General features: G+C 40.1%; 24 protein-coding genes and 4 pseudogenes. 21 read left to right on the top strand and 7 right to left on the bottom strand.

Going from position 1 to position 26504, the window contains the following annotated elements:
* The first annotated feature begins 194 nt into the window (after nt 1–194).
* The 11 genes from madL to ABFV72_RS09075 all read left to right on the top strand — a co-directional run bounded on the left by madL (nt 195) and on the right by ABFV72_RS09075 (nt 9856).
* Nucleotides 195–602 (top strand): malonate transporter subunit MadL, encoded by a 408-nt coding sequence (gene madL / locus ABFV72_RS09025; protein WP_347163295.1) that lies wholly within the window; start codon nt 195–197, stop codon nt 600–602.
* A gap of 67 nt (nt 603–669) precedes the next feature.
* Nucleotides 670–1428: a malonate transporter subunit MadM gene (madM, locus tag ABFV72_RS09030; protein ID WP_201578663.1), complete on the top strand. Its 759-nt coding sequence runs from the start codon at nt 670–672 to the stop codon at nt 1426–1428.
* Nucleotides 1429–1449: 21 nt separating this feature from the next.
* The gene (mdcA, locus tag ABFV72_RS09035; RefSeq protein ID WP_347163297.1) at nt 1450–3105 is read left to right on the top strand and encodes a malonate decarboxylase subunit alpha; all 1656 of its coding nucleotides are present in this window, start codon (nt 1450–1452) and stop codon (nt 3103–3105) included.
* Between the two features lie 27 nt (nt 3106–3132).
* Nucleotides 3133–3450 (top strand): malonate decarboxylase acyl carrier protein, encoded by a 318-nt coding sequence (gene mdcC, locus ABFV72_RS09040; protein WP_201578661.1) that lies wholly within the window; start codon nt 3133–3135, stop codon nt 3448–3450.
* Entirely contained in the window at nt 3443–4330 is an 888-nt protein-coding gene (locus ABFV72_RS09045; RefSeq protein ID WP_347163299.1) for a biotin-independent malonate decarboxylase subunit beta, read from the top strand. Before mdcC ends, ABFV72_RS09045 begins: the two co-directional genes overlap by 8 nt.
* Before the next feature lie 4 nt (nt 4331–4334).
* A complete protein-coding gene (mdcE, locus tag ABFV72_RS09050; RefSeq protein ID WP_347163301.1) occupies nt 4335–5051 on the top strand; it encodes a biotin-independent malonate decarboxylase subunit gamma in 717 nt (238 codons plus the stop codon).
* A 64-nt stretch (nt 5052–5115) separates the two neighbouring features.
* Nucleotides 5116–5850, top strand: a complete 735-nt coding sequence (gene mdcG, locus ABFV72_RS09055) for a malonate decarboxylase holo-[acyl-carrier-protein] synthase (RefSeq protein ID WP_347163303.1) — start codon at nt 5116–5118, stop codon at nt 5848–5850.
* On the top strand, nt 5774–6664 hold the full coding sequence (gene mdcB / locus ABFV72_RS09060) for a triphosphoribosyl-dephospho-CoA synthase MdcB (RefSeq protein WP_347163304.1): 891 nt from the start codon (nt 5774–5776) through the stop codon (nt 6662–6664). Before mdcG ends, mdcB begins: the two co-directional genes overlap by 77 nt.
* Complete coding sequence (mdcH, locus tag ABFV72_RS09065) at nt 6642–7565, top strand: malonate decarboxylase subunit epsilon (protein WP_347163306.1); 924 nt, start codon at nt 6642–6644, stop codon at nt 7563–7565. The genes mdcB and mdcH overlap by 23 nt, the downstream gene beginning before the upstream one ends.
* 115 nt (nt 7566–7680) lie before the next feature.
* Entirely contained in the window at nt 7681–8484 is an 804-nt protein-coding gene (locus ABFV72_RS09070; RefSeq protein ID WP_347163307.1) for a sulfite exporter TauE/SafE family protein, read from the top strand.
* A 1192-nt stretch (nt 8485–9676) separates the two neighbouring features.
* The gene (locus ABFV72_RS09075) at nt 9677–9856 is read left to right on the top strand and encodes a hypothetical protein (protein WP_347163308.1); all 180 of its coding nucleotides are present in this window, start codon (nt 9677–9679) and stop codon (nt 9854–9856) included.
* Between the two features lie 223 nt (nt 9857–10079).
* On the opposite strand, the gene ABFV72_RS09080 is transcribed toward ABFV72_RS09075, so the two are convergent.
* From ABFV72_RS09080 to ABFV72_RS09095, 4 genes are all read right to left on the bottom strand, one after another.
* Entirely contained in the window at nt 10080–10625 is a 546-nt protein-coding gene (locus ABFV72_RS09080; RefSeq protein WP_347163309.1) for a hypothetical protein, read from the bottom strand.
* A 138-nt stretch (nt 10626–10763) separates the two neighbouring features.
* Nucleotides 10764–12437 carry an amidohydrolase gene (locus ABFV72_RS09085; RefSeq protein ID WP_347163310.1) on the bottom strand — a complete coding sequence of 558 codons (1674 nt, stop codon included), beginning with the start codon at nt 12435–12437 and terminating at the stop codon, nt 10764–10766.
* Between the two features lie 133 nt (nt 12438–12570).
* Nucleotides 12571–13995, bottom strand: a complete 1425-nt coding sequence (nhaC, locus tag ABFV72_RS09090) for a Na+/H+ antiporter NhaC (RefSeq protein WP_347163311.1) — start codon at nt 13993–13995, stop codon at nt 12571–12573.
* Nucleotides 13996–14157: 162 nt separating this feature from the next.
* Complete coding sequence (locus ABFV72_RS09095) at nt 14158–15234, bottom strand: ornithine cyclodeaminase (protein WP_347163313.1); 1077 nt, start codon at nt 15232–15234, stop codon at nt 14158–14160.
* A gap of 239 nt (nt 15235–15473) precedes the next feature.
* On the opposite strand from ABFV72_RS09095, the gene ABFV72_RS09100 reads away from it, so the two are divergent.
* A complete protein-coding gene (locus ABFV72_RS09100; RefSeq protein WP_347163314.1) occupies nt 15474–16352 on the top strand; it encodes a LysR family transcriptional regulator in 879 nt (292 codons plus the stop codon).
* Between the two features lie 264 nt (nt 16353–16616).
* On the opposite strand, the gene ABFV72_RS09105 is transcribed toward ABFV72_RS09100, so the two are convergent.
* The gene (locus ABFV72_RS09105) at nt 16617–17051 is read right to left on the bottom strand and encodes a PACE efflux transporter (protein ID WP_347163316.1); all 435 of its coding nucleotides are present in this window, start codon (nt 17049–17051) and stop codon (nt 16617–16619) included.
* Nucleotides 17052–17142: 91 nt separating this feature from the next.
* Between ABFV72_RS09105 and ABFV72_RS09110 the strand changes: the two genes are divergently transcribed.
* On the top strand, nt 17143–18021 hold the full coding sequence (locus ABFV72_RS09110) for a LysR family transcriptional regulator (protein WP_347163318.1): 879 nt from the start codon (nt 17143–17145) through the stop codon (nt 18019–18021).
* Nucleotides 18022–18042: 21 nt separating this feature from the next.
* A pseudogene (locus ABFV72_RS13110) lies at nt 18043–18365 on the top strand (SDR family NAD(P)-dependent oxidoreductase).
* Between the two features lie 67 nt (nt 18366–18432).
* Here ABFV72_RS13110 and ABFV72_RS09120 read toward each other — a convergent pair.
* Nucleotides 18433–19066 (bottom strand): annotated as a pseudogene (locus ABFV72_RS09120) (IS3 family transposase).
* Nucleotides 19067–19131: 65 nt separating this feature from the next.
* Nucleotides 19132–20043 (bottom strand): LysR family transcriptional regulator, encoded by a 912-nt coding sequence (locus ABFV72_RS09125; protein WP_347163321.1) that lies wholly within the window; start codon nt 20041–20043, stop codon nt 19132–19134.
* A 392-nt stretch (nt 20044–20435) separates the two neighbouring features.
* Here ABFV72_RS09125 and ABFV72_RS09130 point away from each other — a divergent pair, with 392 nt between their 5' ends.
* The 7 genes and pseudogenes from ABFV72_RS09130 to ABFV72_RS09160 form a co-directional block, all read left to right on the top strand.
* Nucleotides 20436–21791 (top strand): YjiH family protein, encoded by a 1356-nt coding sequence (locus ABFV72_RS09130; protein ID WP_347163323.1) that lies wholly within the window; start codon nt 20436–20438, stop codon nt 21789–21791.
* A gap of 209 nt (nt 21792–22000) precedes the next feature.
* The gene (locus ABFV72_RS09135) at nt 22001–22621 is read left to right on the top strand and encodes a cysteine hydrolase (protein WP_347163324.1); all 621 of its coding nucleotides are present in this window, start codon (nt 22001–22003) and stop codon (nt 22619–22621) included.
* Between the two features lie 29 nt (nt 22622–22650).
* Complete coding sequence (locus ABFV72_RS09140) at nt 22651–23013, top strand: RidA family protein (protein ID WP_347163325.1); 363 nt, start codon at nt 22651–22653, stop codon at nt 23011–23013.
* A 2-nt stretch (nt 23014–23015) separates the two neighbouring features.
* Entirely contained in the window at nt 23016–23963 is a 948-nt protein-coding gene (locus ABFV72_RS09145) for an ornithine cyclodeaminase family protein (RefSeq protein ID WP_347163327.1), read from the top strand.
* 113 nt (nt 23964–24076) lie between these two features.
* Nucleotides 24077–24267 (top strand): annotated as a pseudogene (locus tag ABFV72_RS13115) (DDE-type integrase/transposase/recombinase); the annotation flags it as partial.
* Nucleotides 24268–24536: 269 nt separating this feature from the next.
* A complete protein-coding gene (locus ABFV72_RS09155) occupies nt 24537–25631 on the top strand; it encodes an urea transporter (protein ID WP_347163328.1) in 1095 nt (364 codons plus the stop codon).
* 355 nt (nt 25632–25986) lie between these two features.
* Nucleotides 25987–26232, top strand: a pseudogene (locus tag ABFV72_RS09160) (integrase core domain-containing protein); the annotation flags it as partial.
* Nucleotides 26233–26504: the final 272 nt, after the last annotated feature.

Here is a 26504-nt window from a genome sequence, read left to right on the forward strand (position 1 = left end):
ATCATGCTACGGACTTGGAAATATATTAAAGGTTATATCTCATATAAATAGAGAGGTGGACAAGAACATTCAAGAAAAGTATTTGATTAGTGCCTAAGGATATTTGTTATTGGCACATACTTTTATTTTATACGGCTCATATATCAAGATGGATATTATTGAAGCAGCCGTAATCATAACCAAGGAAGGTTTCTATGATCATATATGGCACTGCTTTATTAGCAGTATGTTATTTACTCGGCGTTTATCTGGGCGGTCTATTAGGGCAGATACTAGGTGTTGACGCTAACATTGGCGGTGTTGCTATCGCCATGATTCTATTGATTGTCGGTAAAGAGATGCTGGCCAAAAGAGGCTTACTGCCAAAGTCTACTCAATTTGGTGTTTTGTATTGGGCAGGCATGTATATTCCAATCGTTGTTGCGATGGCAGCAGGACAAAACGTCGTTGCAGCACTGTCTGGTGGTTTGGTCGCCGCCGTTGTCTCAATTATTGCGCTTACCGCTACGGTTATCGTTGTCCGTTGGCTTAACAACATGGCCGATGATTACGACACCTTCACATGGGATGAGGATCAGCCCGTGATTGACCAGCTGTCTTAAAGGTCATCATCATTTCATTGACCAGACAACGAAACCCACTAATTTAAGCGCAATAAGGAATAATTAAATGGACTTAATTATACAGACGCTCACTAAAAATAGTTTTGTTACTGCCATCGCAGTGACAGGTCTTGTGATGCTGCTCTCTCAAGTACTATCTAAATATCTCACTAAAGGCAAGCTGCAGTCTTCTGCGATAGCGATCACGCTCGGCTTGATTGCTGCCTATTTTGCAGGTCTATATACCACTGGTAGTAAGGGTATTTCTGATATCGAAATTTTTTCAGGCTTCGCGCTCTTAGGTGGTGCGATGCTGCGAGATCTTGCTATCTCATCCACGGCTTTTGAGGTCGATGTTAAAGAAATAAAGAGTGCTGGCAAGATTGGCATGATTGCCTTGTTATTAGGATGTGTTATTCCTTTTGTAGTGGGCGCTGCTGTGGCATGGACACTGGGTTATAGAGATGCTGTTTCCATGACGACGATTGGTGCAGGTGCGATGACTTATATTGTAGGCCCGATCACAGGCACTGCTATTGGTGCAAGCTCAGAGGTTATAGCCTTATCTATTGCCATTGGTTTGATCAAAGCTGTGTTCTTTATGATTTCAACACCACTACTTGCCAAATTCATGCGCCTCAAAAGCCCGCGCTCTGCCATGATTTTTGGTGGCTTGGTCGGTACGACGAGTGGGGTCGCCGCTGGATTGGCAGGGACGGATGTCAGGCTAGTGCCATATGGTGCATTAGTGGCGACTTTTTATACAGGACTGGGCGCGCTATTGGGGCCATCTGTATTCTTCTTGACCGTCAATGCATTCTTTTAATGATCAGAGAAAGGAAGTCTTATGAAAGCGAATACTGAAGAAAAAATCTGGAACTTACAAAAAATACGCCGTGATAAAAAGCTCGATGCTGCCAAAACCAAAGGGTTAGAAAAGCTTGTCCCGAACAACCGTGCTATTGAATTACTAGAAACCGTCCTGTCTCCTGAAGATAGAGTATGCATCGAGGGTAACAATCAAAAACAAGCGGATTTTTTGTCTGAATGTCTGTCTCAGTGCAATAGTGATGTCTTAAACAACTTACACATATTGCAGTCAGTCTTGGCACTACCTAGCCACATTGATATCTTTGATAAAGGTATTGCTAGTAAAGTTGACTTCTCTTTTGCAGGGCCACAAGCATTGAGACTGGCAAAACTGGTTCAGAACCAAAAAATCCAAATTGGTTCTATTCATACGTACCTAGAGTTGTATGGTCGATACTTTATCGATTTAACCCCCAATGTCTGCCTGATTACCGCACACTCTGCGGATGCAGAAGGCAACCTTTATACCGGTCCGAATACTGAAGATACTCCAGCGATTGTAGAAGCGACGGCTTTCAAAAGTGGCATCGTCATTGTGCAGGTCAATGAGCTAGTTGACAGCGTACCACGCGTGGATATCCCTGCAGACTGGGTCGATTTCTTTATCGTGGCACCGCGTCCTAACTATATTGAGCCGTTATTTACCCGCGACCCTGCACAGATTACCGAAGTGCAGATATTGATGGCGATGATGGTGATTAAGGGTATTTATGAACCATACCAAATCAAACGCTTGAATCATGGTATTGGCTTCAACACCGCTGCTATTGAATTGCTGTTACCTACCTATGGTGCAGAATTGAACCTAAAAGGCAAAATTTGTACCAATTGGGCGCTCAATCCACATCCGACAATGATTCCAGCTATAGAAAGTGGCTTTGTTGAAAGTGTTCATAGCTTTGGCTCTGAAGTTGGCATGGATGAATATATAGAAAATCGCTCTGATGTATTTTTCACTGGTAAAGATGGCAGCATGCGATCGAACCGTGCCTTTAGTCAGACCGCAGGCTTGTATGCATGTGATTTATTTATTGGTTCAACCTTACAGATTGACTTACAAGGCAATAGCTCGACCGCGACGGTTGATCGCATTGCTGGTTTTGGCGGTGCACCTAACATGGGCTCAGACCCTCATGGACGCAGGCATTCTAGCTATGCCTATCTCAAAGCGGGTCAAGAGGCGACAGATGGACGCGTAGTAAAGGGACGTAAGTTGGTGGTACAAATGGTCGAAACCTATCGCGAACAGATGGATTCGGTGTTTGTTGAAGAGCTTGATGCGTGGCAGCTACAAGAAAAAATGGGCAGTGATTTACCGCCTATCATGATATACGGCGACGATGTGACACATATTGTGACAGAAGAGGGTATTGCAAACTTGCTGCTGTGCCGTACGCCAGAGGAGCGAGAACAAGCGATTCGCGGTGTCGCAGGCTATACACCTGTCGGAATAAAACGCGATCATGAACAAGTAAAAGCGCTAAGAGCGCGCGGGATTATCCAAAGACCAGAAGACTTAGGTATTGATGCCTCAAAAGCGACGAGAGATTTGCTAGCGGCAAAATCCATTAAAGATTTGGTGAAATGGTCTAATGGCACCTACTCGCCACCAAGTCGCTTTAGAAACTGGTAAAACAATACAAAAAATAAGGACACAACGATGAATGTACTTAATTTTAATTTCGATTCACAGCCTATCAAAGACGCCAAAAAAGAAGTGATTTGCGGTGTGGTCGGTTCTGGTAATTTAGAAGTGCTGGTATCACCGCTGGCTGATAGCGCCAAAAGTAATTTTATTATCGATACCTCCGTGACGGGCTTCGATCATATCTGGAAAGCGGTGCTACAAGACTTCTCTGATCGTTATGCTGTAGGTGGTCTGGAGTTTAAAATCAATGATATGGGGGCGACGCCTGCCGTAGTGAGCTTACGCTTGAGCCAAGCGATTAATATCTTGGAGGACGAATTACATGGATAACTCATATATTCAAAAGAGCTTTTATGAAAAAACGGCGCGTAATCGTATTGCCAGCATCGTTGACCAGAGCAGTTTTCAAGAAATACTGAAACCCGGTAGCATACCAGTAAGTCCAAACCTTGCTTCACTCGATATTGTCGGTAGTTTTGACGATGGGGTGATTATTGGACAAGCAACTATTCAAGACGAACCTATATACATCATCGCTCAAGAAGGGAAGTTCATGGGCGGCGCGGTAGGAGAGATTCACGGCGCAAAAATCGTTGGTACGCTACTCAAAGCAATCGAAAACAAGCCCAAAGCCGTGGTGTTTTTTGTGGACTCAGGCGGTGTACGTTTGCACGAGGCAAATGCAGGGCTTATCACTATTTCCGAGATTATGCGTGCGATGCTCAAAGTGCGTGATGCAGGCATTCCGATTATCACTGTCATTGGCGGTACGAATGGTGCCTTTGGTGGTATGGGAATCTGTGCATGCTTGAGTACGCATGTCATCATGACAGAAGAAGGGCGTTTAGCGCTTTCAGGTCCTGAAGTGATTGAAACCATTAAAGGTGTTGAAGAGTTTGATTCTAAAGACCGCGCGCTGGTCTGGCGCGTGACAGGTGGCAAAACACGTTACTTGCTCGATCACGTCGATTTTTTAGTAGAAGATGATGTAGATGATATCAAGCAAGGGATTATGGAAGCATTGGCTCAGCCTGCCATAGAGTTGGATTTGGCTTATTTGCAGCAGCGCCAAGCCGGATTGCAGCAGCAGTATGATCAATGGTTTGGGCAAAAAGACAGCATACCTATTTGGCAGGCCATGCATATTGATAACCCTGACTCTATTTCCCTACTAAGCGCTCAGCAGATCAGAGACATTAAAAAAGGATAACATCATGCAAACTCAAACCGTTTTAGAGACTCTGTTTCCAAATCAGCTCAATTACCAAATCAATAACTCAATGATACGCGGTAGTGCCGAAACCAAATTGGGTAAAGTTGAAATCATCGGCACAGTCGACTCTGCTGCGATGAATCAGTTCATCGCCATGACGCTAGCCAATGAGATTTTGGATGTCATTGCTCAAGATCAGAAGACACCCATCGTATTTATCGTCGATACTTTAGGACAAGACTCCTCACGAGCAGATGAGCTGTTATGCCTTAATAGAACCTTTGCGCATCTGGCGTCTTGTGTCGATTTGCTCAGGCGCAGTGGTCATCCCAATCTCGCCATTGTGTTGGGCGAGGCCGTTAGTGGTGGTTTCTTGTCTTATGGTCTGATGACCAATCAAGCATTTGCACTAGAGTCGAGCCAAGTCAAAGTGATGGATCTACAAGCGATGTCACGAGTGACCAAGATACCGCTAGATAAGCTAAAATCCTTGTCACAGACCTCTGCCATTTTTGCCCCTGGGGTAGAAAACTATCATGCAATGGGCGCTGTCAATGACATTTGGACGACGTTAGATGCGCATTTGGTCGAAAATGCCCTAGCCTCACAGATGGGTCACACAGATAGTTTTCTCACAGATGATCGCCGGAAAATAGCAGAAGATAGAGAAGGGCGTGTTTTGTGTAATGAGATCGTCGAAGCAGTTTTAATGGCTTAGTGTGATAGAAGTATGTGCTTTTAGTAGGTATATATAGTTTCAATCGAGGTATAAGGAGAGCATCATGCAGCGTCATGATTTGGTTTATTTACAAGCGCATGAATCATACAGTTTTCTGAATGCCTCTCTGCCTGCCTCGGTGACGTTGGCTGTTGACGACATGATTTACTCTCAGCAGCCACTCACAGTATGTCGACAAGATATGGACAATGTCACCAAAGTCGCGACCAGCTATATCGAAGACGGTCGCAAATATAGGTTGGCGCTGACCTTACCTAAACTACCGCAAGTCGTGACTACACCGCTAGCGCTTGCCACTTTAATCCCTCAATTGCCTACGGCGATTCAACAACACGCACAAAAATTTATCAATTGCTGTACCCGCTTAGAATGCGAGGTATATGCCTATGGCTCATTTGCCAACCAATACTTTACAGGATTATCCTTTGTCAGACCGACTTCAGATTTAGATCTATTGATCATTGCCAATAACAATAATATTGCGCCAATACTATTAGAAATCGCCGCGTTCAATCGTTTTGCGAGTGCTGAGGTTGATTTAAAAATTGATGGAGAGATCAGACTACAAGGAGGTAGTGACATCTCTTTCAATGAGCTTACCTATGCCATTATGTTTGATATCCCAACCGTCTTAGTAAAGACCTTAGATGATATCAAGCTTCAAAATATAGACGTATTACTAGGATGGAGTACCGATGACTATGAGCACTTTGTTAAATCAAACACAGCATCTGCAAGTATCGCAGCGACCTCAGCAGGCCATTTGGCAGCACATTGATGCCTTGGCATGTGAAGCCCTATATGATGAGCTGAGCTTGGAAAACAAACCCGGTTTGGTCTGCCCATCAAGTAATGGTAGCCATATCGACATGAATCATCAGACGTTTATAGATAGCATCACTTCATTAAAAGGTTATTTTGCGACCTTGAGCCAGTTTGGCTATGAAGATAGGCATTTTGATGACATCAAAAACCAAGGTATCTTTCAAGAAAAAAAGATGCGGCAGGCCACCCATAGTATCAATACCCACAAAGGCGCTATATTTAATCTAGGTTTTGTCTGCGCTGCTATTGGTCGATGCATACAAGTAGAAATACCTTTGACCGCTAAGAATATTTGCGCACAATTGGTGGAGCACTGGCGAGTTGATTTGAACACACGCCTAGCCCGTGACCCAAATAGTCATGGGCAAATAATGTTCAAACAGTATGGTATTACTGGTGCGATTGAAATGGTTGCTAACGGTTTTGAAGTCATTCAGGATCAGATATTGCCTTGTTTTTACGAGACTATATATCGTACGCAAGACTTTGAAAAATCTAGCATGCAGACGTTGATGCTGCTGATATCTGTGCTATCAGATACCAATATTGTCTGGCGCGGCGGCATAGACAGTTTAAGAAATGCGCAGCGATTGTCCACGCAATTTTTGCAAGCAGGTGGCGTATATCAGAGCGACTGGCGACAACAAGTAAACGAGATCAATCAGTACTTCATTCAGCATAACCTCAGCCCAGGTGGCAGTGCTGATCTACTCGCGGTCACGATTTTTTTGTATAAGGTAGAAAATGAATTTAATTATCCTATTTAGCGGGCAGGGGCTACAGAGCCAAGCGCATGTCGATGAAATACTGAGTAAGATGTCGAGTGATGAGCAATCTTTATTAGCCTCAGTAGTACCTGAGTTGTTTGCTGACCCAGTTGATGACAATCAACTGCTTGAGAGTCGACTGTTTGACAATCAAGTTGCGCAGCCATTTATTTATACTCTGCAGTATTATCGCTGGCACCGTCTTCAGCAGATGATAGGCATGCCAATGGCTTTTTCTGGATACTCTCTGGGCGAGGTCAGTGCTTTTTGCTGCAGTAGTCAGCTCAGCTATGCCGCTGGTCTAGATATGGTAAATAAAAGAGCTAACCTTATGCAAGATGTGGTCACAGAGTCTAGTGGATTACTGTCCATCAAAGGTGTGCCCGATAGTAAACTTGCTTACCTACTTGTAGAAAGCCAAACCCATTTATCCATCAAGATTAATAGAGACCAATTCATTATCGCTGGCAATAGCGAAAACCTTGAGCAGGCCACTCAAATTGCTCAGACCTTAGGTGCTCAAAATATTCAACGACTGAAGGTATCCGTGCCCTCACATACGGTCATGATGCAAGCTGCTGCAGACGCGTTTGGTAGCTATACACAGTCTCTGACGCTGTCTCCAATGCAGATACCTATTATTAGTGCTACTGAAGGAACAAGATATAGCGACACTGAACAAGGTTTACGCATCTTATCGCAGCAAGTTGATCACCCTTTAGATTGGTATCTATGTCTGGAAACGCTTGAAGAGTATCAGCCGAACATGGTCATAGAGATAGGGCCAGGCAGCGCACTGTCCAAGATGGTCAATAATGTGATGCCACATATTCCATGTAGAAGCTGGGACGATTTTCGTAATATCGATGGGTTACAAGCGTGGATCGATAGAAACCGATAGGATTTAATTGGGTTAATGCTTGCTGATTGTATTCTCAGTATGCTTGCCCAGATTGTGTTACAGAGCAGTTATCATATTTATTTACGACTGAGAATCACTAAAAGGTAGGCGTTACATGTTGTATGTGTGGTTTATCATTGCTGGTGCCTTTGCAGGTCTCAGCGCAGGTTTGTTCGGCATCGGTGGTGGCATGATTATCGTGCCAGTGCTGGTATGGATTTTTACGGCGTACGCCTTTCCTCCTGAGGTGGTCACACATTTAGCGATTGGCACTTCCTTAGCAACAATTGCCGTCACTTCTCTCAGCTCATTGATGGCACATCATAAGCATGACAGCGTGCGCTGGGAAGTTTGGCGCAATATGGCTCTAGGGCTAGTCATTGGTAGTTTGGTCGGTGCTGGTATTGCTGACATGATTGATGGTCAGATACTACAAATGATTATCGGTGTGGGTGCTTTATTAATGGCGCTAAAAATGCTGTTTTTATCGAACAAAGATCAGATGGTTAAGCCACTACCTCCTGCGAGTTTACAGTTTGGTGCCGGCACCGGTATTGGGCTAGCATCATCTATTTTTGGTATTGGTGGTGGTAGTCTAACGGTGCCATTTTTGAATTGGTCAGGATTATCGATGAGACAATCCGTCGGTACCTCTGCAGCATGTGGTTTACCCATCGCGTTGGCTGGCGCGGCTGGCTTTGCTTGGTTTGGTCAAGACGTTGTCAATATGCCTGAAGGCACGATAGGCTTTATACATGTTACTGGTTTTATATGTATTTCTGTGGCCAGCTTTGCGATGGCAAAAGTAGGGGCAAAGCTTGCGCATGTATTACCTGCGTTGACGTTAAAGAGATTATTTGGCGTATTACTACTCGTTGCTGGTGGGCAGCTGTTTTTAAGTGGGCTTGGTGTTTTGTAGCAACTCTAGGCACTATCTTTTATTCGAAAAGTAAGTCAGGATTTTGCGTCGCATGTTCTAGTCTATGCACAATAGATAGTTTTTCATCTATAATCAGCATCATGTGCACAAAAAACCGTAGTAGGGGCGAGTATTGCCATTTATTCGTTTGTTGGATCCCAATACCGCGCTTAGTAGTAATATCGGTAACCTCGCTCGCACATATCATTAACATATATCCCTCATAGGTCTGTAGTCATAGTTAAACTCGGATCAGACCATTTGGTCACCGTCACTTTTTTAAATGATTTAAATCTGATTGTATAATCATGACTATGAGTCGATGAAGACAAGTATTTTCCGCTACAGCCTATATTTTACGGACAAAAAAAGCCCCAATCTTAAGATTGGGGCTTTTCGAATCTGGTAGGCGTAATCGGATTCGAACCAACGACCTCTACCATGTCAAAGTTGCTCGACTAAAATGTATATTATGTCAATATCTTACGTATATTGACATTTATAGCCTGTAGGTATTATATAGTCAAATAATCGCGATGTAAATTGTAATCTAATAAAGTTTAACTCGTATTTAGGCACTGTATTCTTATAGTATTTTTACCTCTACTCTATTGTCGGATCAGACCAAAAATATTGAAAGTGAATCCCTAAATGATAAGTAAGTAGAGCCTCCTATTGCTTGATATTCAAAGAATGGTGACAGGAGGACTAGCTACTGCTTTTGAGAGTGATATGGCAATGGAGACTATTCAGTCGATGATAGTATTAGATATCTATAGTTTGAGGACCAAAAAATAGACTATGGTCTAGCCTGTTTTCTACAGTGATGAGAGGATTAGTTACTACGAGATTTTAATGATTTGATAGAGAAGGGCATGATGAAAAATTCAGGACGTAGTACGAGCTATAAGGTATTTATGGGATTAAGCTAGTCTTTAGTGTACTGTCGATGAATCCATCAGCATATTACGGTAAAAAATATTTAGATAATAATTAAGAAAAGTGCTTAATTCTCAGTTAGTATGACGAGTTTTATCTTATTGAAATCAGACGCATCTGGCAATATAGTAAATGTTGCTATGGTTATGGCAGCATTCATTCAAACAATAGTAGATAAGAATAAGTCCCAAAACGTGATTCATCATGGTAATAGAAGAAGATTCCGTATTTATCTATCCGCTACGCTTCTAGTATGACTGTCTCTGGCATTAACGCTTCTTTAAGTGTGACTGGTGATTCTTATGACAATGCATTAGCTGAAACGGTCAACGTGCTTCATAAGTCTGAGTTGATTAATTATTTGAAAGAAAGCTGGAATGATGCTAATAATGTTGAACTGACAACCTTTCAATGGGTGGATTGGTTTAATTAAAAACGATTGCGCTGTACGATTAGTTATGTGTAATCCTTTTAGTTTGAAAGACAGTATTGTGATAATTGACTCCTGTCAGGCTTAAATAAATTAGCCCCGATATACTCGGAGCAGTTTACGTTTTAGAAGAATCTCAGTTGAGGAAGGTACCTTATTTGGTTCATGAAAGGTATGCTATTTGTTGAATCTTTAACATACATAGCAACTCACAAATTATATTTTGTTACGTAATTTCATAGTCGTTTTCAACTAATATTTGATAAATTTCTAGAACCTCATCTAGAATTTTTGTAGCCATAGTATCATCTTTCATCATTTCCCATGGCGTACTAGAGCTGCTCCAATTAAAAGGCTCAAACCTATCTTTAGCTACCCACCAGTTGGAGCTCTTAAACTGTTTATTTTGGATACTATCGTTTAATAAGCTGTTTATTCTATTTTTATGTTCGTTAGCATACTCGGAATTCCTGTACTTACCCGAGAACCTTATGCCTAAACTTGGTTTATTATAATAATCTTGAAATTCAAAACAAATAATTCCAATGTTCTTTACATTTCCAAAGCTGAACTTCTCATATTTATTGTCTACTCTCATATTTCTTAGAACAAGATTTCGAGAATGATTTTTGACGTTTATACGTAAATCTAACTTAAGCTTTTCGACAAAACTTTTTTTCATTTTTCCAATATTGTTATAGAGAGCTAGACTGGTTTCTAGGTTATTCTGCTTTAAACTCATAACATCTACAGTTTTGTTATCCTCGTTCATGTTTACATTCTCCGTAAAATTTTTACCGTTGTACTACTTCAGCCTTATAAAAGTCGACCGAACTTTTTCAGCATCTAAATAAACAGGCCATATTATTAATATGGCCCCACTTCACCTAGCTTTGAGCATGAAACCCGTTTATTGCATAGATTGATATACAACTTCACCGTCAATAATTGTATTTAATACTTTAATATCCTTTATTTTTTCAGGAAGAACTTTACGAGGATCTGCAGATAAGATAACGAGGTCTGCGCGTTTTCCCTTTTCAAGAGTTCCTGACATTTTTTCCTCAAATCCGGCATATGCGTTGGCAGATGTATAAGCAGTCAACGCTTCTTCAACCGTTATTTTCTCCTCAGGTAACCAACCTTCAGGGTTAACATTATCAGTAGTACGACGTGTCACAGCAGCATATATGCCATCTAATGGTGACAGTGGTGCAACAGGCCAGTCTGAACCAAAAGTAAGAATAGCGCCGCTATCAAGAATATTCCGGAAGGCATACGTTGTTTTTATCCTTTTGCTACCAATACTTTCTTCGGCCCAGCGACCATCGTCAATTGCATGGTATGGTTGAGCAGAAGCAATAACTTTGTATTTACCAATAGTATCAATAGCTTCTTGGTTAGGATGTTGAAAATGTTCTATTCGGAAACGTAAAGATTCAATATTGTCGCCACCAATCTCTTGATAGTCAGTAAGTACGTTGTCAATTGCTTTATCACCAATGGCGTGAATAGCTAGTCGTAAATCTGCTTCAACAGCATCTGACATCATTTTTTTCAATTGTGTAGGATTAGTAAGTGGCGCACCGCTGCTATTAGGATTGTTGAGATAAGGGTTGTAAAACCAAGCAGTTGCCGCACCTAAAGAACCATCAGCGAAACCTTTTACACCACCCCAACCAAGTTGTTCATCACCTCGGCCTTCTTTCTTAACTAGAGCGTCTAAGTCTTGCCAGTGTTCAATTGGCGTATAAACATACGCTCTAAGCTTCATTAGTCCTTGTGCTTTAGCTAAACGAAAATTATCTAGCATTGTTGCTTCTGTTTCATTAGCAGTCATAGCGAAGACTTTGGTCAACCCAACGCTTAAAGCTTGTGCTTGTGCAAGCTTAAACGCTTCTAACATTTCTTGCTCTGATGGTGAAGGAATGATTGAAAGTACGAGATTTAATGCATTACCTTTCAGTATTCCTGTAAGCTCTCCATTTTCATCTTTTTCAATTGTTCCACCCTCTGGTGCTTTTGTATATTTGGTAATACCAGCTTTAGCGAGGGCTGCAGAGTTAACTAAGGCCATATGACCATCTAAACGAATAACAAAGACGGGATTATCTTTGGTTGAACTATCAATCCAGTTCTTATTGGGTAGCTTACCTCCCCAGTTTTCGTGATCCCAATTGCCGTTGAGTATCCATCGACCTTTTTGGCTTTTTCGTGAGAAATCTGCAATACGATTTGTGAACTGCTCTGGTGATGCTGCGTCGCGTAAATCAACACTTGCTAGAGCAAACCCACCTTCGAAGAAATGTACATGATTATCAATAAAGCCTGGCATAGCGAAAGTACCTTTTAGGTCGACTACTTGTGTTTGAGGACCAGAAAATTCTGCTAAGCTTTTAGATGAACCAACCGCAACAATTTTCTTATCCTTAATAGCAATTGCTGATGCTGAAGTTTGAGAAGGTACGCCAGTCCAAACTGTCCCATTTTTATATATGACGTCAGCAAACTCTGCATAGCAACTCATACTAGACACCAGAGAGATAGTACAAAATAGTACCTGCTTGATGGTTATTTTCTTCATTGTTTTTCATCCTGAAAAATTATTTTTTGAGAGTTGATTTGTTGACTTTAAAGTTTCTTATTCTAGAACCCGTTATTTCATAAATATCTTTGTATTATTAAAATAAGTTCATAAGATAAGCCTTGAATCCTATCTAGTTAGTGGCCTTAACCATTGGCTTTGACTGAATATGCTGATCTGATTTTAGTTTCGTAATCGAAAACCCTGTAATGGCATATATTATTGAAATAATCGGTACAGAATAATTAAGAATGGCGTAAGGAGCGAAGTCTAAAACACCTACACCTAAAGTCGCTAAAATAAAGACTCCGCACGTATTCCAAGGTATGAACACAGAAGTTAGTGTACCTCCATCTTCTAAAGCTCTTGAAAGGTTTTTTGAATCTAGGCCACGTTCACGATATACACTAGAAAACATACGTGCTGGTACAACAACAGAGATGTATTGCTCAGAACAAGTTGCATTGGTTATAAAACAAGAAGCGATAGTAGTTGGGATAAGTGTTTTCGCAGATTTAGTCATACCTGACATTTTTTCTACGATAGATTTGAGCATGCCTGTGTTTTCAAGAACACCTCCAAAGGTCATTGCTACAATAGTCATGGAGACCGTATACATCATTGACTCAATTCCACCACGACTAAACAAGGAGTCAATAAAGGTATTACCAGTATCAATTATGTAGCCGTTTTGCAAGGCACTAATGGAAGATGCAACAGTACCTCCCTGTACAAAGATTTGACAAAGAAAACCAAGAAACACGCCAAAAGTTAGAGCTGGTATTGCAGGTATTTTACAACCAACCATAATAATAACTGTTAGAGGCACCAGTAAAAGCCATGGTGATATAAAAAAACTATTCTGAATTAATGTCATAGTATTATTGATGTTTGTCAGCTCAGCTTCAGTGCTTACAAAGCTAGAACCCAAGTACCAATAAGCTACCAGTGCAATCAAAATCCCTGGAACAGTGGTATAAACCATGTTTTTAATATGGACAAATAAGTCAGTATTTGTGAGTCCAGCAGCCAGGTTGGTTGTATCTGACAGAGGGGACATTTTGTCGCCAAAATAAGCTCCAGATATGACTGCACCAGCTACCATTCCAGCTGGAATTCCCATGCTAGCACCTATGCCCATCCCAGCAATTCCTATTGTTCCCATTGTCGACCAGGAACTTCCAATTGCTATAGAAACTACAGCACACATCAGTGTTATAGATACTAAAAATAGATCAGGTCTTAATAAGCTGAGACCGTAGTAAACCATAGTAGCGACTATACCTCCTCCCATCCAAGAACCAATAATCATACCAACTAAAATGATGATTACTACAGCGGGTAGTGCTAAGCGAATACCATCATAAATACTATCCTCTATTTTTTTCCAACTAAAACCCTGTTTCCAAGCTACTAGTGATGCGATAATTGTACCTAGAGCCAGTGGAATATGGGGCGCACCCTTGAAGACTACGATGGTAATTATCATGGCAGATACCATTATTAAAATTGGCATTAATGCCAAAAAAAATGGTATTTTTTTGTCTTCTTTTATCATTAATATCGTCCTTGATTATTAGGTTTCAGAATTTATTTATTAGTTTTTACACTCTTTATAAAATGCTTTTCGCATATAAGATTGAAGATAGCGATTATCATTTTTTAAAAGTTGATACAAAATAATGGAAAAATAATACTATTTTGTATCAATAGACGATGATTAACCCATAGCAGCAGCTGGCGCTCTGCTGTAGCTATTTACTATTGAATAAAGGTTTTTAGGATCAGGCTGTTGAGCGATCATATCTAAAAGCTCATATCCTTTCTGTTTGCTAATCAAGTCTCGTAAGAAGACCAAAGCTGTGAAGTCTTCTGATGCGAATCCTACACCATCAAACACTACAAGATCATTAGCTGAGGTACGAGCAGGTACTTCGCCTTTAAGAATTCTATGAAATTCGACAACAGGAAAGTCACTTGATAGTTGTTGGATATCACCTTCAATACGTGTCTGAGGTTCAAACTCAACGATCACACGATCTGCTCTCATTAATATGTTCTTATCTAGCTCTGTCTTACCAGGACAATCACCACCTATTGCATTAATGAATACGCCCTCTGTAACTATGTTATCTCGTAAAATCGTTGCATTTCTTTTATCTGCTGTACATGTAGTAATAATTTCTGCACCTAGAACCGCTTCCTCTAACGTATTACAGATAACTATTTTTAAACCTGAATTTGATAAGTTATCAGCAGTTTTCTTCGATGCGGCTGGGTCAACATCATATAAACGAACTTCGGAAATTCCTATTATTGCTTTCATACCTAATGCTTGGAATTCAGATTGAGCTCCGTTACCTATCAAGGCCAGTGTATCAGCCCCTTTAGGGGCACAGTATTTGGCTAACATAGCTGATGTAGCCGCGGTACGTAATGCTGTAAGAATACACATTTCTGTAAGTAAAATAGGGTAGCCAGTTTCAACATCAGACAAGATTCCCATAGCCGCCACAGTCTGCAAATCTCGCTTAGTATTGATTGGATGACCATTTACATATTTACAGGCAAACATATTCCCATCGCTTACCGGCATTAACTCTATAACACCATCTTTAGAATGTGATGCAAAACGAGAAGACTTTTCAAACTTTTCCCACCTAAGAAAATCTTGCTCTAAAGCATCTACTAAATCTGTGATACATTGCTCAACACCATAATCGGAAATTATTTTAGCCATCGTCTGCACACTAATGAAAGGTATTCCTTGCTTGGGTGGTACGATAAAATTCAACATATTTTCTTACTCCTAGATTGTTTCGTGATTGATATGAAATATCTTTGCAAGAACAAATGTTGGTTAAAATATAAAAAAACTATAAAATAACCATTATTATCTTGCAGCCTGGCTTATAGCGAATACGATCTTTAGTAGTACGCATTAAGCCTCGTAGGTAAATAAATAATTTATTTATCGAACTATTGTATTTGTGGAAGTTTAATAACCAAGTTGGAACCTATAGGATATACAGATAGATGAATTTTTCATTAGAGCAACTAAAAGCTTTCGTAACGACTGTAGAAACAGGCTCTTTCTCCTCTGCTGCGCGTAAGTTGGGTAAAGCCCAGTCTGTTATTAGCACCGCTGTCTCCAATCTAGAAATTGATTTGGATAATAGTTTATTTATACGTAGCGGACGTTATCCAAAACTGACCCCAGCTGGAGAAAGATTATTAATGGAAGCTCAGGTAATACTTGAGCGTTATGAGCATTTTCGAGGAGTTGCACAAAGCTTAGGAGAAGGAATAGAGAGGCGTCTTGTAGTAGCTATTGATGACCTTTATTCCGATGCACAGCTTGGTGCTTTAATGAAAGAGTTTTCCTATCATTTCCCTAGTGTAGAGCTAGAACTCTTGTTCCCTTCAATGGAAGATGTCAGCAGTTTAGTGTTAGAAAACCGTGCTGATTTAGGCATCATGTGGCGTCAAGAAATACTGCCTTCAGTGTTAAACTTTCATACGCTTGATTGGGTATCCTTAATACTGGTATGTGCACCAGAGCATGAACTCGCCCAACAGTCTGTAGAATGGGAAGAGTTAAAGCGTTATAGGCAATTAATGGTATCCACACGTAGTCATAGTGAAGAAAAAGCGCGGTTGCGAGTAGCTTCGGATGTTTGGTGGGTTGAGAGTCAATGGGTAATCGTTGAATTGCTAAAATGCAATTTAGGTTGGGCATTTGTACCTGAGCATGTGGTTGCTAGTGCACTAAAAAATGGTTATCTAGTTGCACCAACATTGGCTTTTGATCAGCACGATTGGCCAGTTGCATTAGAAATAGTCTGGCATAAACAACGTTCTTTGGGGAAAGCGGCCCTTTGGTTGAAAGCTGCAGCAATTGCTTCAAATAGATAGTTTCAATATCTCAACCTATACTTCAATATATTTAGTTTTCTCTGAAAACTAAGATTTTGTACCGATACTAAGCACCAATAGAGTGGCGAAGTCATATTTCGTTAGTATGTAAACTAATGGCATTGGTGGCTGTGTTCACTAAAACAGTCAAAATGTACTTCGTAATGTATCTATCATACGTATTCTATTCGTTGTTAGTGCGCTATACAGGTATCGAACTACTAGTGCTAGATATACATTATAGATCGTCTATTTTTGTAATATTTATGTCTTAGATTGGGATGATGTTTTTTGGATAGCAAAGACCTTATCGTAGCCCCAGTTATAGATAAACGCATGGACTAAATAAAAAATAGCCATCGTGATATCCATAATGAAAGCTTGCCAAAGGCTAATACTTAAGTACCATGCAATCATTGGTAAGAACAATATTAGTAGACCCCCTTCGAACATAAAAGCGTGCAGAACCCGCATCGGTAGAGTCTTGTGAACATCGCCATATCGCTTCAACATAAAATGGTCGTATAGTAGGTTATAAAAATAATTCCAAATGGTTGCTATGATAGAGCCAAAGACTGCAATAGGGCCTATCGCATGCATGTTGAAATCAAACAACCAGCTGATCAGGGTTACTAGAACCGCTAGACCAATTAACTCAAAACCTAAAGTATGACGAATACGATCTTTAGTAGTACGCATAAATATTTCTAACTTGTTTTAGTAATTTATCAACTTATTGTATCTGTTAAAATAAGATAAAAAAGTAAGGTCCTATAGGATATATAGATAGATGGACGTATCATTAGAGCAACTAAAAGCTTTCGTAACGACTGTAGAAACAGGCTCTTTCTCTTCTGCTGCGCGTAAGCTGGGTAAAGCCCAGTCTGTTATTAGCACCGCTGTCTCCAATTTAGAAATTGATTTGGATAATAGTTTATTTATACGTAGCGGACGTTATCCAAAACTGACCCCAGCTGGAGAAAAACTTCTGGTAGAGGCCAGAATTATAATTGAGCGTTGTGAATACTTTCGAGGAGTTGCGCATAGTTTGAGCGATGGGGTGGAAGGAAAGTTGGTACTGGCAGTCGATGAGCTTTATCCCGAAGAGCAACTGGGTACTTTAATGAAAGAGTTTTCCTATCATTTCCCTAGTGTAGAGCTAGAACTCTTGTTCCCTTCAATGGAAGATGTCAGCAGTTTAGTGTTAGAAAACCGTGCTGATTTAGGCATCATGTGGCGTCAAGAAATACTGCCTTCAGTGTTAAACTTTCATACGCTTGATTGGGTATCCTTAATACTGGTATGTGCACCAGAGCATGAACTCGCCCAACAGTCTGTAGAATGGGAAGAGTTAAAGCGTTATAGGCAATTAATGGTATCCACACGTAGTCATAGTGAAGAAAAAGCGCGGTTGCGAGTAGCTTCGGATGTTTGGTGGGTTGAGAGTCAATGGGTAATCGTTGAATTGCTAAAATGCAATTTAGGTTGGGCATTTGTACCTGAGCATGTGGTTGCTAGTGCACTAAAAAATGGTTATCTAGTTGCACCAACATTGGCTTTTGATCAGCACGATTGGCCAGTTGCATTAGAAATAGTCTGGCATAAACAACGTTCTTTGGGGAAAGCGGCCCTTTGGTTGAAAGCTGCAGCAATTGCTTCAAATAGATAGTTTCAATATCTCAACCTATATTTGGCATTTATAGGTTACGTAAAGCGTGCAGCATATTGTGCAAGTAAAGGAGGTCTAGTTCAGCTAATAAAAGCTCTAGCTGTAGAATGGGCAAAGGAGGGTATACACGTTAATGCTGTGGCACCGACTTTCATTGAAGCTGAGCTGACAGAAAAATGTTTAAAGATGAAGCTTTTAAAAAAGATGTCGATAGTAGAATTTTGCTGAACGGGTTATCCCAGTCGGAAGATATTTCGGGAGCAGGATTATATTTGGCATCAAATCTTGCTAGTTTTGTAAATGGTGAAACCATCAATGTTGACGGTGGTTGGACAGCTATATAAGTGAATACCTTTCTTCAGTATTGACCCCTGCTGTCAAATCTGTACAGTTAAACTTGGGAGATTTTAGTTACGCAGCCTGACAATAAAGGTCAAACCACATCTGCCTTAGCCACCTATAGCCTAAACCCCTTTGAATCCTAGTTTGGTTGTAATACAGCTCTATGTATTGTGTGATCTCGTTGATCGCTGTAAACCTTGTTTTATATTTTTGATGATATACAAGCTCATTTTTTAACGTACCTCAGAAGCTTTCTATATGAGCATTATCAAGGCAATTGCCTTTACCACTCATTGAAGCTCTAAAATGATGCTGCTTGATAATTTTGTGATAGGCATGACTGCAATACTGGCTGCCTCTATTAAAATGCACAACCAGCCCTTGGCTTGGCTTTCTATTCTTAATTGCCATATTCAGTGCATGACAGACTAAATCGGCGGTCATGCGCTTACCTATGGCATATCCAACAAGCTCTTTGGTGTAGAGATCTTTAACACATGCTAAGTATAGCCAAAAGCTCAAGGTCATACTGCTCAGTTCTTAAAAGCTTGCCTTAATTGGCTTTGTTCTGCCAATTGGGTAACGTTTGCATCGCTATACCAAGTTGCTTGGCAGTGGCTGAAATATTGCCGTTGTTGTCTGCTATCTTCTTAACGGCTTCTGCTTTAAATTTTGTGCTGTAAGTTTTGATTTTCTTGGTCACGGTAAACTCCTCATCGAGTCGTTAGTTTACCAAGTTTATCTCTACGGCTTCTTCCGCATAGCTCACTATAAAGAATGACTAAGTTCCAGTTCAGAAATAAAATGCTCTATCACTTTAGACGAAGATTTTCCAGCTTTATAGACGGCCAGTATATCAGCACTCGCCATGGTGCTTTCAGGCTTCAAAATTCGCATTTTTCCTGAACGAATCCAAGGGTAAGCAAAGTGTACTGGGAGGTTCGCAATATATTGACCAGACAACACTAATAGCGCCAATCCTTCAATATTATAATGGGAGTTAGATTTCTCTGTATGTAGATTAAGGTCCAATTTTAACCCTTTAATGGATTCCAAATACCCTCTATCAATGCACCTAGAATTGGCAATTTCCAGATCGGTGATTTCACTATCATCTAGGTTAAAAAAATCATGCTTCGAGCCACAAAAAAGAGCATGTTGTGAAGAGTATAGTTTCTTATATTCCAAGGATATATTTAGTTGGTTAAACAGGCCTATCCCAACGTGTAAGCTACCATCCAATAATTTAGATTCTAGCTCGGAAGGATCGCCAATTGTGATATTAATATGCACGGATGGGGCAGATTCTATAAAGTTTGCAATGGCAACATCCACATGAGAGTTAGAGTTACTGATAGCATTGTCAATGATACCTAGATTAAGAGTCCCCGTTAGTTCCCCGCCCAAGCTGGATGAAACATTCTGAAATTCATCCAGTGCAGAAAACAACTGTTCGGAAGCAGCAATAATAGTCTCTCCATCCTCTGTGAGCTTAAAACCAGAAGCGCCTCGCTCGCAAAGCCTTGCGCCCAATCGTCCTTCTAGCTTAGACATTTTTGCACTAATGTTGGCCTGACTAATCCCTAAAGCCAGTTGAGCCTGAGTAAAACCACCATATTCATAAATAGCATAAAATACTCTAAGTAGCTTTATATCCACATCGTATAAATGTCTTAACATAACACTCCCAACTCATTAAATTATATTTTTGTTCTGAGAATCACTTTCGATTGCGTCGTCTTATAGAAAGGTACGACAAAGTTTACCACTTTCCAGTGAAAATGATAGTTGGTTGAAATTTTAAGCACAGAGTTAATATGTTTAAAGAATTCCCAACGTTAATATGTTTAAAGAATTCCCAACTTTTTTAAAAGCTAAGCGTTCCTGAAAACACACTATTTTTTACTTATGGATATATAAAAAAAACAATATTCTACATTGTATTGTAATTGTGAATAATAGATCGAGTAGAGAAGGCAAGGAAGGCAAGGAAGGCAAGGAAGGCAAGGAAGGCAAGGAAGGCAACTATCGAAAATAGAATTCCTAACAAAAAATATAAATGAGAGTTATCAATGAACAAAAAAGTAGAGAAGTTTAGCACTCAAGAAGTATTGAAATTCATAATACCCTCTTTAATTGGGGCTATGCTTTTTATGCTACCCATTAAACTTGAAGATAGATTCACTGTCCCTATCGCGGTATTAATCGATGCTTTAAATGATATGATATCGCCATATATGCTGGCCATATCTCTTATTGTTGCTGTCATCCCCTCTGTCATTAGCTTAATAATCACTCTTTTCAACTTATGGCCAAACAGCACTAATCGAATCGTAAACATATTTAAACCAGGTTTGATTTGGTCTATTGTTCGAATTCTAGGGGCTATCACAATGGTCCTAGTGTATTTCAAAGTAGGACCAGAATGGATTTGGAACGAATACACAGGTGGCGTACTTTTAAACGAAGTCGCACCAATACTACTGGCACTGTATTTTGTGAGTGCTATCTTGTTACCACTTTTAACTGAATTTGGTTTAATGGAATTCGTAGGTACCCTATTAAATAAAACCTTCAGTAAAGCATTTGGTTTGCCTGGCAACGCTGCCATCGACAGCATGGCATCATGGTTATCTGCTACCAGCTTAGGTGTCATTTTGACTACTCAACAATACCGAGGTGGCCATTACACAAAACGTGAAGCCGCCGCCATTATGACAAGCTTTTCGGTCGTATCTGTAGGCTTCTCTTACGTGGTGTTGAAGTTTGTAAAAATGGAAGATTTCTTTATTCCTTGGTACTTTTCTGTGGTTTTGGCTGGCATATGCTGTGCTTTAATCATTCCTCGATTACCACCTCTTCGTAATATTCCAAGCGAATATATGGAGGGAGTCAAGCGCCCAAATATTGACAACGTTCAAGAAGAGGGAGAGTCCCTATTTGGCTGGGCATTCCGTCGAGCTCTTCTACGTGCTAAAAGTGCCGATCCAATATCAAAACAGATTTCTGATGGTGTCTATACGGCAACCGATCTCGCGATTACGGTATACCCTTCCATGATGATTGTCGGTGTTCTAGGGCTCTCCTTAATAGAATACACCAATATAATGTCATACATTTCGATCCCTCTTGTACCAATTTTAGAATTGCTACAACTGCCTGAAGCGGATGCCGCTGCCATCGCCATTATGTCAGGTTTCATCGATTTGTTAATGCCCGTTATTATAGGTTCTAGCATTGAAAGTGAATTAACGCGATTTGTTATTGCTGGCGTTACTGTTAACTCTATTATTTTCTTATCAGAAGTGGCCCTCATAATGATGAAAGCCCAAATTGGACTTAACGTTTGGCGACTCTTCGTAATTTGGGTTCTGAGGTTGATGATTGCGCTCCCTATTATGACTATCATGGGCAATCTCATAATATAAGCACGCCTAATGAAAAACACTTTCAATGAAACTTTATTTACTGCTGCCACGTTGTAAGAAAAATAGCTTGGTGGCCATTCCAAAAACAATACATTTTTAAAATATAAATATAAAAAAGTTAATATTTTAAAAATTAAACAAAACAATCAGAATTAGTTTCAGTATCCAATGAAACAAACAATAAACATTCAAATTGAAGAGACTATTTTATGACGAATTCAAACTCTCAAAAAAAGAAACTTATCGAAGGCCGACCAGCTCTAATCGTTATTGATATCCAAGCCGGCGCTTTTATTCCACAAGATATCCGAGCTATTCCTCATATGCCTAACTATACAGAGAGATTAGCCAAGTCGAGGCTTGCCATAGATAAAGCTAGAGAGCACGGCATTCCTGTCATTTTCATACAGGAAGTACATCGTCCAAACCTAGTAGATTTTGGTCGAGAATTAGATGGTAGCGAAAGTGTACATTGCATCGAAGGCAACCCTAACACTGAAATTGCAGTAGAAATCACCGGCTTCAGAGAAGATGACTATCTTATTAAAAAGCGTCGTTACTCCGCATTTTTTGGTACCGATTTTGAAATTTTACTTAAAGGGTTAAAAGTAGACACTCTCTTACTTTGTGGCGGCTTAACCGATGTTTGCGTTCATTACACCTTTGTGGATGGCCATCAATCTGATTATTTCTGCCGTGTTATTGAAGATTGTGTTGCTGGTTCAGGCACAGAAGCTCATGACTCTGCTCTGAATGCCATGGAGTATCTACAATCTGGTGCACGTCGTACATTGCAAGAAACACTTGATGCGTTTGACGAATATAAATAACGACTCACCACACTACCTTGGAGAATAAAATGACCATTCGCTACCATAAAAGCAATTCACGTATGAGTGAATTGGTAATCCATGAAAACACTGTATATGGAGCAGGACAAGTAGCTGATGACTACTGCGCGGACGCAAAGACTCAAACACAACAGATATTAGCTAACATTGAGTCTTTATTAGCCGATGTTGGCTCCTCTAAAGAACACATTCTATCGGTTCAAATTTGGCTTTCTGATTTGAGTTACTTCGATCAACTAAACGAAGTATGGGACGCATGGGTAGTAGAAGACCGCCAGCCAGCTAGAGCCTGCGTCGAATCCAAATTGGCTAATCCAAATTGGAAAGTGGAAATGATGTTTACAGCAGCTCTACCTAAACCTAAGGTGTAATTATGAAAATGATTTCTGCAGAACAAGTTGCTTCAGCGTTAACTTGGCCGACAATGATAGAACGGCTACGCCGAACTTTTATTGAGGGTGTGACTTCCCCTAAAAGGCATCATCATGAAATGATGAGACCAGACGGCGAAGCAACAATGTTAATCATGCCCGCATGGGAAAATCATGGTTACATAGGCGTTAAAGTCATTAATGTGTTTCCTCAAAATACCGCCCATAACCTCCCTGCGATATCCGGTGTTTATCTATTGAGTGAGGGTCAACATGGTTCACCTTTAGCTTGCATCGATGGCAATGAATTAACTAGAAGGCGCACTGCTGCAGCTTCTGCGTTGGCTGCCAAAATGCTGGCTCGTAAGAATGCAAAAACCTTATTGCTTGTGGGTTCAGGTAAAGTGGCCTCAATGCTGCTCGAAGCACACTCGTCCATCTTCGACTTTGAACAAGTGCTAGTTTGGGGCTATAACAAAGACGAGGCAAAACAGCTAATAGAGCGTTACGAAAACAAATTTAATATACGCTTAGTAGATGAGTTAGAAGAGGCTTCTAAGCATGCTGATATTATTAGTTGTGCAACATTCTCCAGTACAGCATTGATCAAAGGAGAATGGTTGAAACCCGGCACACACTTAGACCTTGTAGGCTCATTTCGATCTGATATGCGCGAATCAGATGGTAACGCCATGGCTCGAGCCAGTATTTTTGTTGATACATATGAAGGCGCTAAAAACGAAGCTGGCGATATAATCAATGCTATCAATGAAAATTTTATCTCCTTCTCAGACATAAAAGCTGACCTTTTTGAACTCACTAGAGGGGAAAAAATAGGCCGTGCTAATGACGCTGAAATTACGGTTTTCAAATCTGTTGGCACCTCGCTAGAAGATTTAGCAGCAGCCATTGAAGTATGGGAACAAGTTTCCCTAAAGGAACTAGACTAGGCACCAGAACAAAAAAGAACAGCGTCCAGTCAGGCTCGATTCTGTTCTTTCATATCAGCTAAATTCTAGGTTGTGTCGCAAAGTTTACCTGATTATTGGATAATATCTAATTTTCTTGGAGAATTGATGAAACATATATCAAAGTCAAAGGATCATGGTATTACTACTATCGAGCCATCGATAAGTTCGGTGCTACTTTAGACTTTATGTTATCAGAACACTGCAATGAAGATCCCGCTACCCGTTGTTTTGAAAAACGATAGAAAATAATGGTTGGCCAGACAAGGTCGTTATCGATAAAAATTATCTTAAAGGAAAAATAAATACAAGCCCTGCAAAATTTGACTTGGTTGAAGGTCGTGCGGAATTAGTTGTTATTGATATTCAAAAGAGTACATGTCTTAAAAAAGAAGTGCCATCAATTGCTCATATACCTGAGTATGAGGTCCGTATGGCGCATCCAAGAGAGGCTGTAAATTTGATACTCTGATGAGCATAAGGGCAAGATTTATTCCTAAGGTGTTCCTCTTACTGATAGCTGACTTAGTTACAGCCTGATTTGGGTGTTGTGTGATGAAAAATATTAAGCATGCAATTTTGTATGCTTTGAAAATATGGCTTTCCTATTTTTTGTTATTTAGTGGCTCTATGGCTTGGCTTAATGACAGGCTTATTCCGCTGGGAGGACTAGACTTTTTCAATAGTGTATTAAGAGGTATTAGTCAGGTTATTTTTATTAATAATCCTGTCTCTGGATTATTAATAATAATTGTTATAACTGTGCATTATCCATACTTGGGGGTTATGGGGTTAATTGGTTGTTGTATGACAACTTTTCTGGCTATAAGATCTGGTTTTTCGATAACTGACATTAGAAATGGCATATATGGATTTGGAGGCGCACTGATTGGTTTTGCGTTATCCGCTTTAGCTGTAAATTTTTCGGAAGAAAGGTACTACTATATTGTTTTCATCATGCTTGTTTGTTTATTATCGTATTTTAATATTGTAATCATCAAACGACTGGGTTTCTGGTTTTCAAATAAAACCAGACTTCCTTTTTTTACACTACCATATAATTTTTCAGTATTTTTTCTGATAGTTCTGCTGTTGATGTTATATCCAGATTTTATAAAGGGTGGTTCATTGCATTTTAATGATGGCGACCATATTAGCCCCACTGAGATAATTGAAGCCACTTTTATTACATTTGGACAGGTATTTTTTGTAGGGGGTGTTGATTCATCAATACTTTTGTTCTTCATTACCGTTATTTTCTCACCGGTTTCTGCTATCTGCGCAGTGCTGGGCGCCGCAATTTTTGTGTTAATTGCACTGTTTGTCGGTTTCGACAATGCACTAATTCTTAGTGGTGTCATAGGTTATAATGTCGTTTTAACAGCGCTTGTTGTCGGTGCTGTAGTTCATTTATTCTCTATTAAATCTGTACTCATCTCGATAGCGGCCGCTATATGGTCGGCAATGGTTTCTTTGGGACTGGCTAGTGTTTTGGTGCCGCTCGGTTTACCTGTACTCACTTTGCCGTTCTGTGTGGCTACCATATCGTTCTTATTTGTTTTGTGGAAATTTTATCCTGATCTACTGATCTATACACCGTATAAATATAGCTCCCCAGAAGAAAACATTTATTCATCAAGATACGTTTAAAACGAAAGCCTTCTTGGTCTGCTATTCGAGTGATGAATAAGTTGATCATTCAGGTTGTGTCGCAACGTTTCAATTTAGCCTGAAAACACTAATCCTTAGACGTGATGATGCGACAAGTTCTAAAAATTGATGATTATCCGAAAGATTTGGGTTCTTGAACTGTTTCTGTCTAATCATGTAAGCCAGTTCAAGTACATCTAGCTCTCCCAACACTTTCTTAACTAGATCAGCGCTACAGATGGCGTATCATACTAGATTGAAACCAAGCGGTGTGCTGTTCTATTCTGACGAAGGGTCGTACTACACCAGTGAGAAGTTTGCTGACGCGATAGCTGACTGTGAGAGTATGACATAAAGTATGAGCCGTCGTGGTAATTGTTGGGATAACGCACCCAATGAGCGCTTCTTTAGAAGCTTTAAAACAGAATGGATGCCAAAGAGGGGCTATGAGAATATAGCTGAAGCGTCAAGTGCTATTAGCGATTATATCTGGGGTTACTACCAAACAGTGAGACCTCATAGCTTCAACAATTATTTACCGCCAGCTGAAAAAGAAAGGCGTTACTTTAATCAAAGCCTTTTATCAGGTGTCCTAAATTAGTTAACCATCAGAGTTTAGAAATTCTGGATTTGCAAATGAAAACAAAGATAGAATAAATCAGTTACTAAACAAAAATATCGACAATAAGTATTTTAGAAGTTCTAGCTGGTGGCCAGCTAAAGCCAATTTTGAGCCTTTCAACTGGGAAAGCTCTAGTAGATTACGGCAAATGATGAAAGATGACACTATGGTTATAAAGATACTACACGGAGTTCTAGAAAATTACGAAGTGCTAGTTAAAAATGTCTAGGAAATTACATAGTAGAACATCG

Source organism: Psychrobacter proteolyticus (assembly GCF_039762275.1).
Taxonomy (GTDB): Bacteria; Pseudomonadota; Gammaproteobacteria; order Pseudomonadales; family Moraxellaceae; genus Psychrobacter; species Psychrobacter proteolyticus_C.

What these genes read in the sequence shown, in the direction of transcription:
- madL (WP_347163295.1), top strand. Translation starts at nt 195, where the DNA reads ATGATCATATATGGCACTGCTTTATTAGCAGTATGTTATTTACTCGGC.
- madM (WP_201578663.1), top strand. Translation starts at nt 670, where the DNA reads ATGGACTTAATTATACAGACGCTCACTAAAAATAGTTTTGTTACTGCC.
- mdcA (WP_347163297.1), top strand. Translation starts at nt 1,450, where the DNA reads ATGAAAGCGAATACTGAAGAAAAAATCTGGAACTTACAAAAAATACGC.
- mdcC (WP_201578661.1), top strand. Translation starts at nt 3,133, where the DNA reads ATGAATGTACTTAATTTTAATTTCGATTCACAGCCTATCAAAGACGCC.
- ABFV72_RS09045 (WP_347163299.1), top strand. Translation starts at nt 3,443, where the DNA reads ATGGATAACTCATATATTCAAAAGAGCTTTTATGAAAAAACGGCGCGT.
- mdcE (WP_347163301.1), top strand. Translation starts at nt 4,335, where the DNA reads ATGCAAACTCAAACCGTTTTAGAGACTCTGTTTCCAAATCAGCTCAAT.
- mdcG (WP_347163303.1), top strand. Translation starts at nt 5,116, where the DNA reads ATGCAGCGTCATGATTTGGTTTATTTACAAGCGCATGAATCATACAGT.
- mdcB (WP_347163304.1), top strand. Translation starts at nt 5,774, where the DNA reads ATGAGCACTTTGTTAAATCAAACACAGCATCTGCAAGTATCGCAGCGA.
- mdcH (WP_347163306.1), top strand. Translation starts at nt 6,642, where the DNA reads ATGAATTTAATTATCCTATTTAGCGGGCAGGGGCTACAGAGCCAAGCG.
- ABFV72_RS09070 (WP_347163307.1), top strand. Translation starts at nt 7,681, where the DNA reads ATGTTGTATGTGTGGTTTATCATTGCTGGTGCCTTTGCAGGTCTCAGC.
- ABFV72_RS09075 (WP_347163308.1), top strand. Translation starts at nt 9,677, where the DNA reads ATGACTGTCTCTGGCATTAACGCTTCTTTAAGTGTGACTGGTGATTCT.
- ABFV72_RS09080 (WP_347163309.1), bottom strand. Translation starts at nt 10,625, where the DNA reads ATGAACGAGGATAACAAAACTGTAGATGTTATGAGTTTAAAGCAGAAT.
- ABFV72_RS09085 (WP_347163310.1), bottom strand. Translation starts at nt 12,437, where the DNA reads ATGAAGAAAATAACCATCAAGCAGGTACTATTTTGTACTATCTCTCTG.
- nhaC (WP_347163311.1), bottom strand. Translation starts at nt 13,995, where the DNA reads ATGATAAAAGAAGACAAAAAAATACCATTTTTTTTGGCATTAATGCCA.
- ABFV72_RS09095 (WP_347163313.1), bottom strand. Translation starts at nt 15,234, where the DNA reads ATGTTGAATTTTATCGTACCACCCAAGCAAGGAATACCTTTCATTAGT.
- ABFV72_RS09100 (WP_347163314.1), top strand. Translation starts at nt 15,474, where the DNA reads ATGAATTTTTCATTAGAGCAACTAAAAGCTTTCGTAACGACTGTAGAA.
- ABFV72_RS09105 (WP_347163316.1), bottom strand. Translation starts at nt 17,051, where the DNA reads ATGCGTACTACTAAAGATCGTATTCGTCATACTTTAGGTTTTGAGTTA.
- ABFV72_RS09110 (WP_347163318.1), top strand. Translation starts at nt 17,143, where the DNA reads ATGGACGTATCATTAGAGCAACTAAAAGCTTTCGTAACGACTGTAGAA.
- ABFV72_RS09125 (WP_347163321.1), bottom strand. Translation starts at nt 20,043, where the DNA reads ATGTTAAGACATTTATACGATGTGGATATAAAGCTACTTAGAGTATTT.
- ABFV72_RS09130 (WP_347163323.1), top strand. Translation starts at nt 20,436, where the DNA reads ATGAACAAAAAAGTAGAGAAGTTTAGCACTCAAGAAGTATTGAAATTC.
- ABFV72_RS09135 (WP_347163324.1), top strand. Translation starts at nt 22,001, where the DNA reads ATGACGAATTCAAACTCTCAAAAAAAGAAACTTATCGAAGGCCGACCA.
- ABFV72_RS09140 (WP_347163325.1), top strand. Translation starts at nt 22,651, where the DNA reads ATGACCATTCGCTACCATAAAAGCAATTCACGTATGAGTGAATTGGTA.
- ABFV72_RS09145 (WP_347163327.1), top strand. Translation starts at nt 23,016, where the DNA reads ATGAAAATGATTTCTGCAGAACAAGTTGCTTCAGCGTTAACTTGGCCG.
- ABFV72_RS09155 (WP_347163328.1), top strand. Translation starts at nt 24,537, where the DNA reads ATGAAAAATATTAAGCATGCAATTTTGTATGCTTTGAAAATATGGCTT.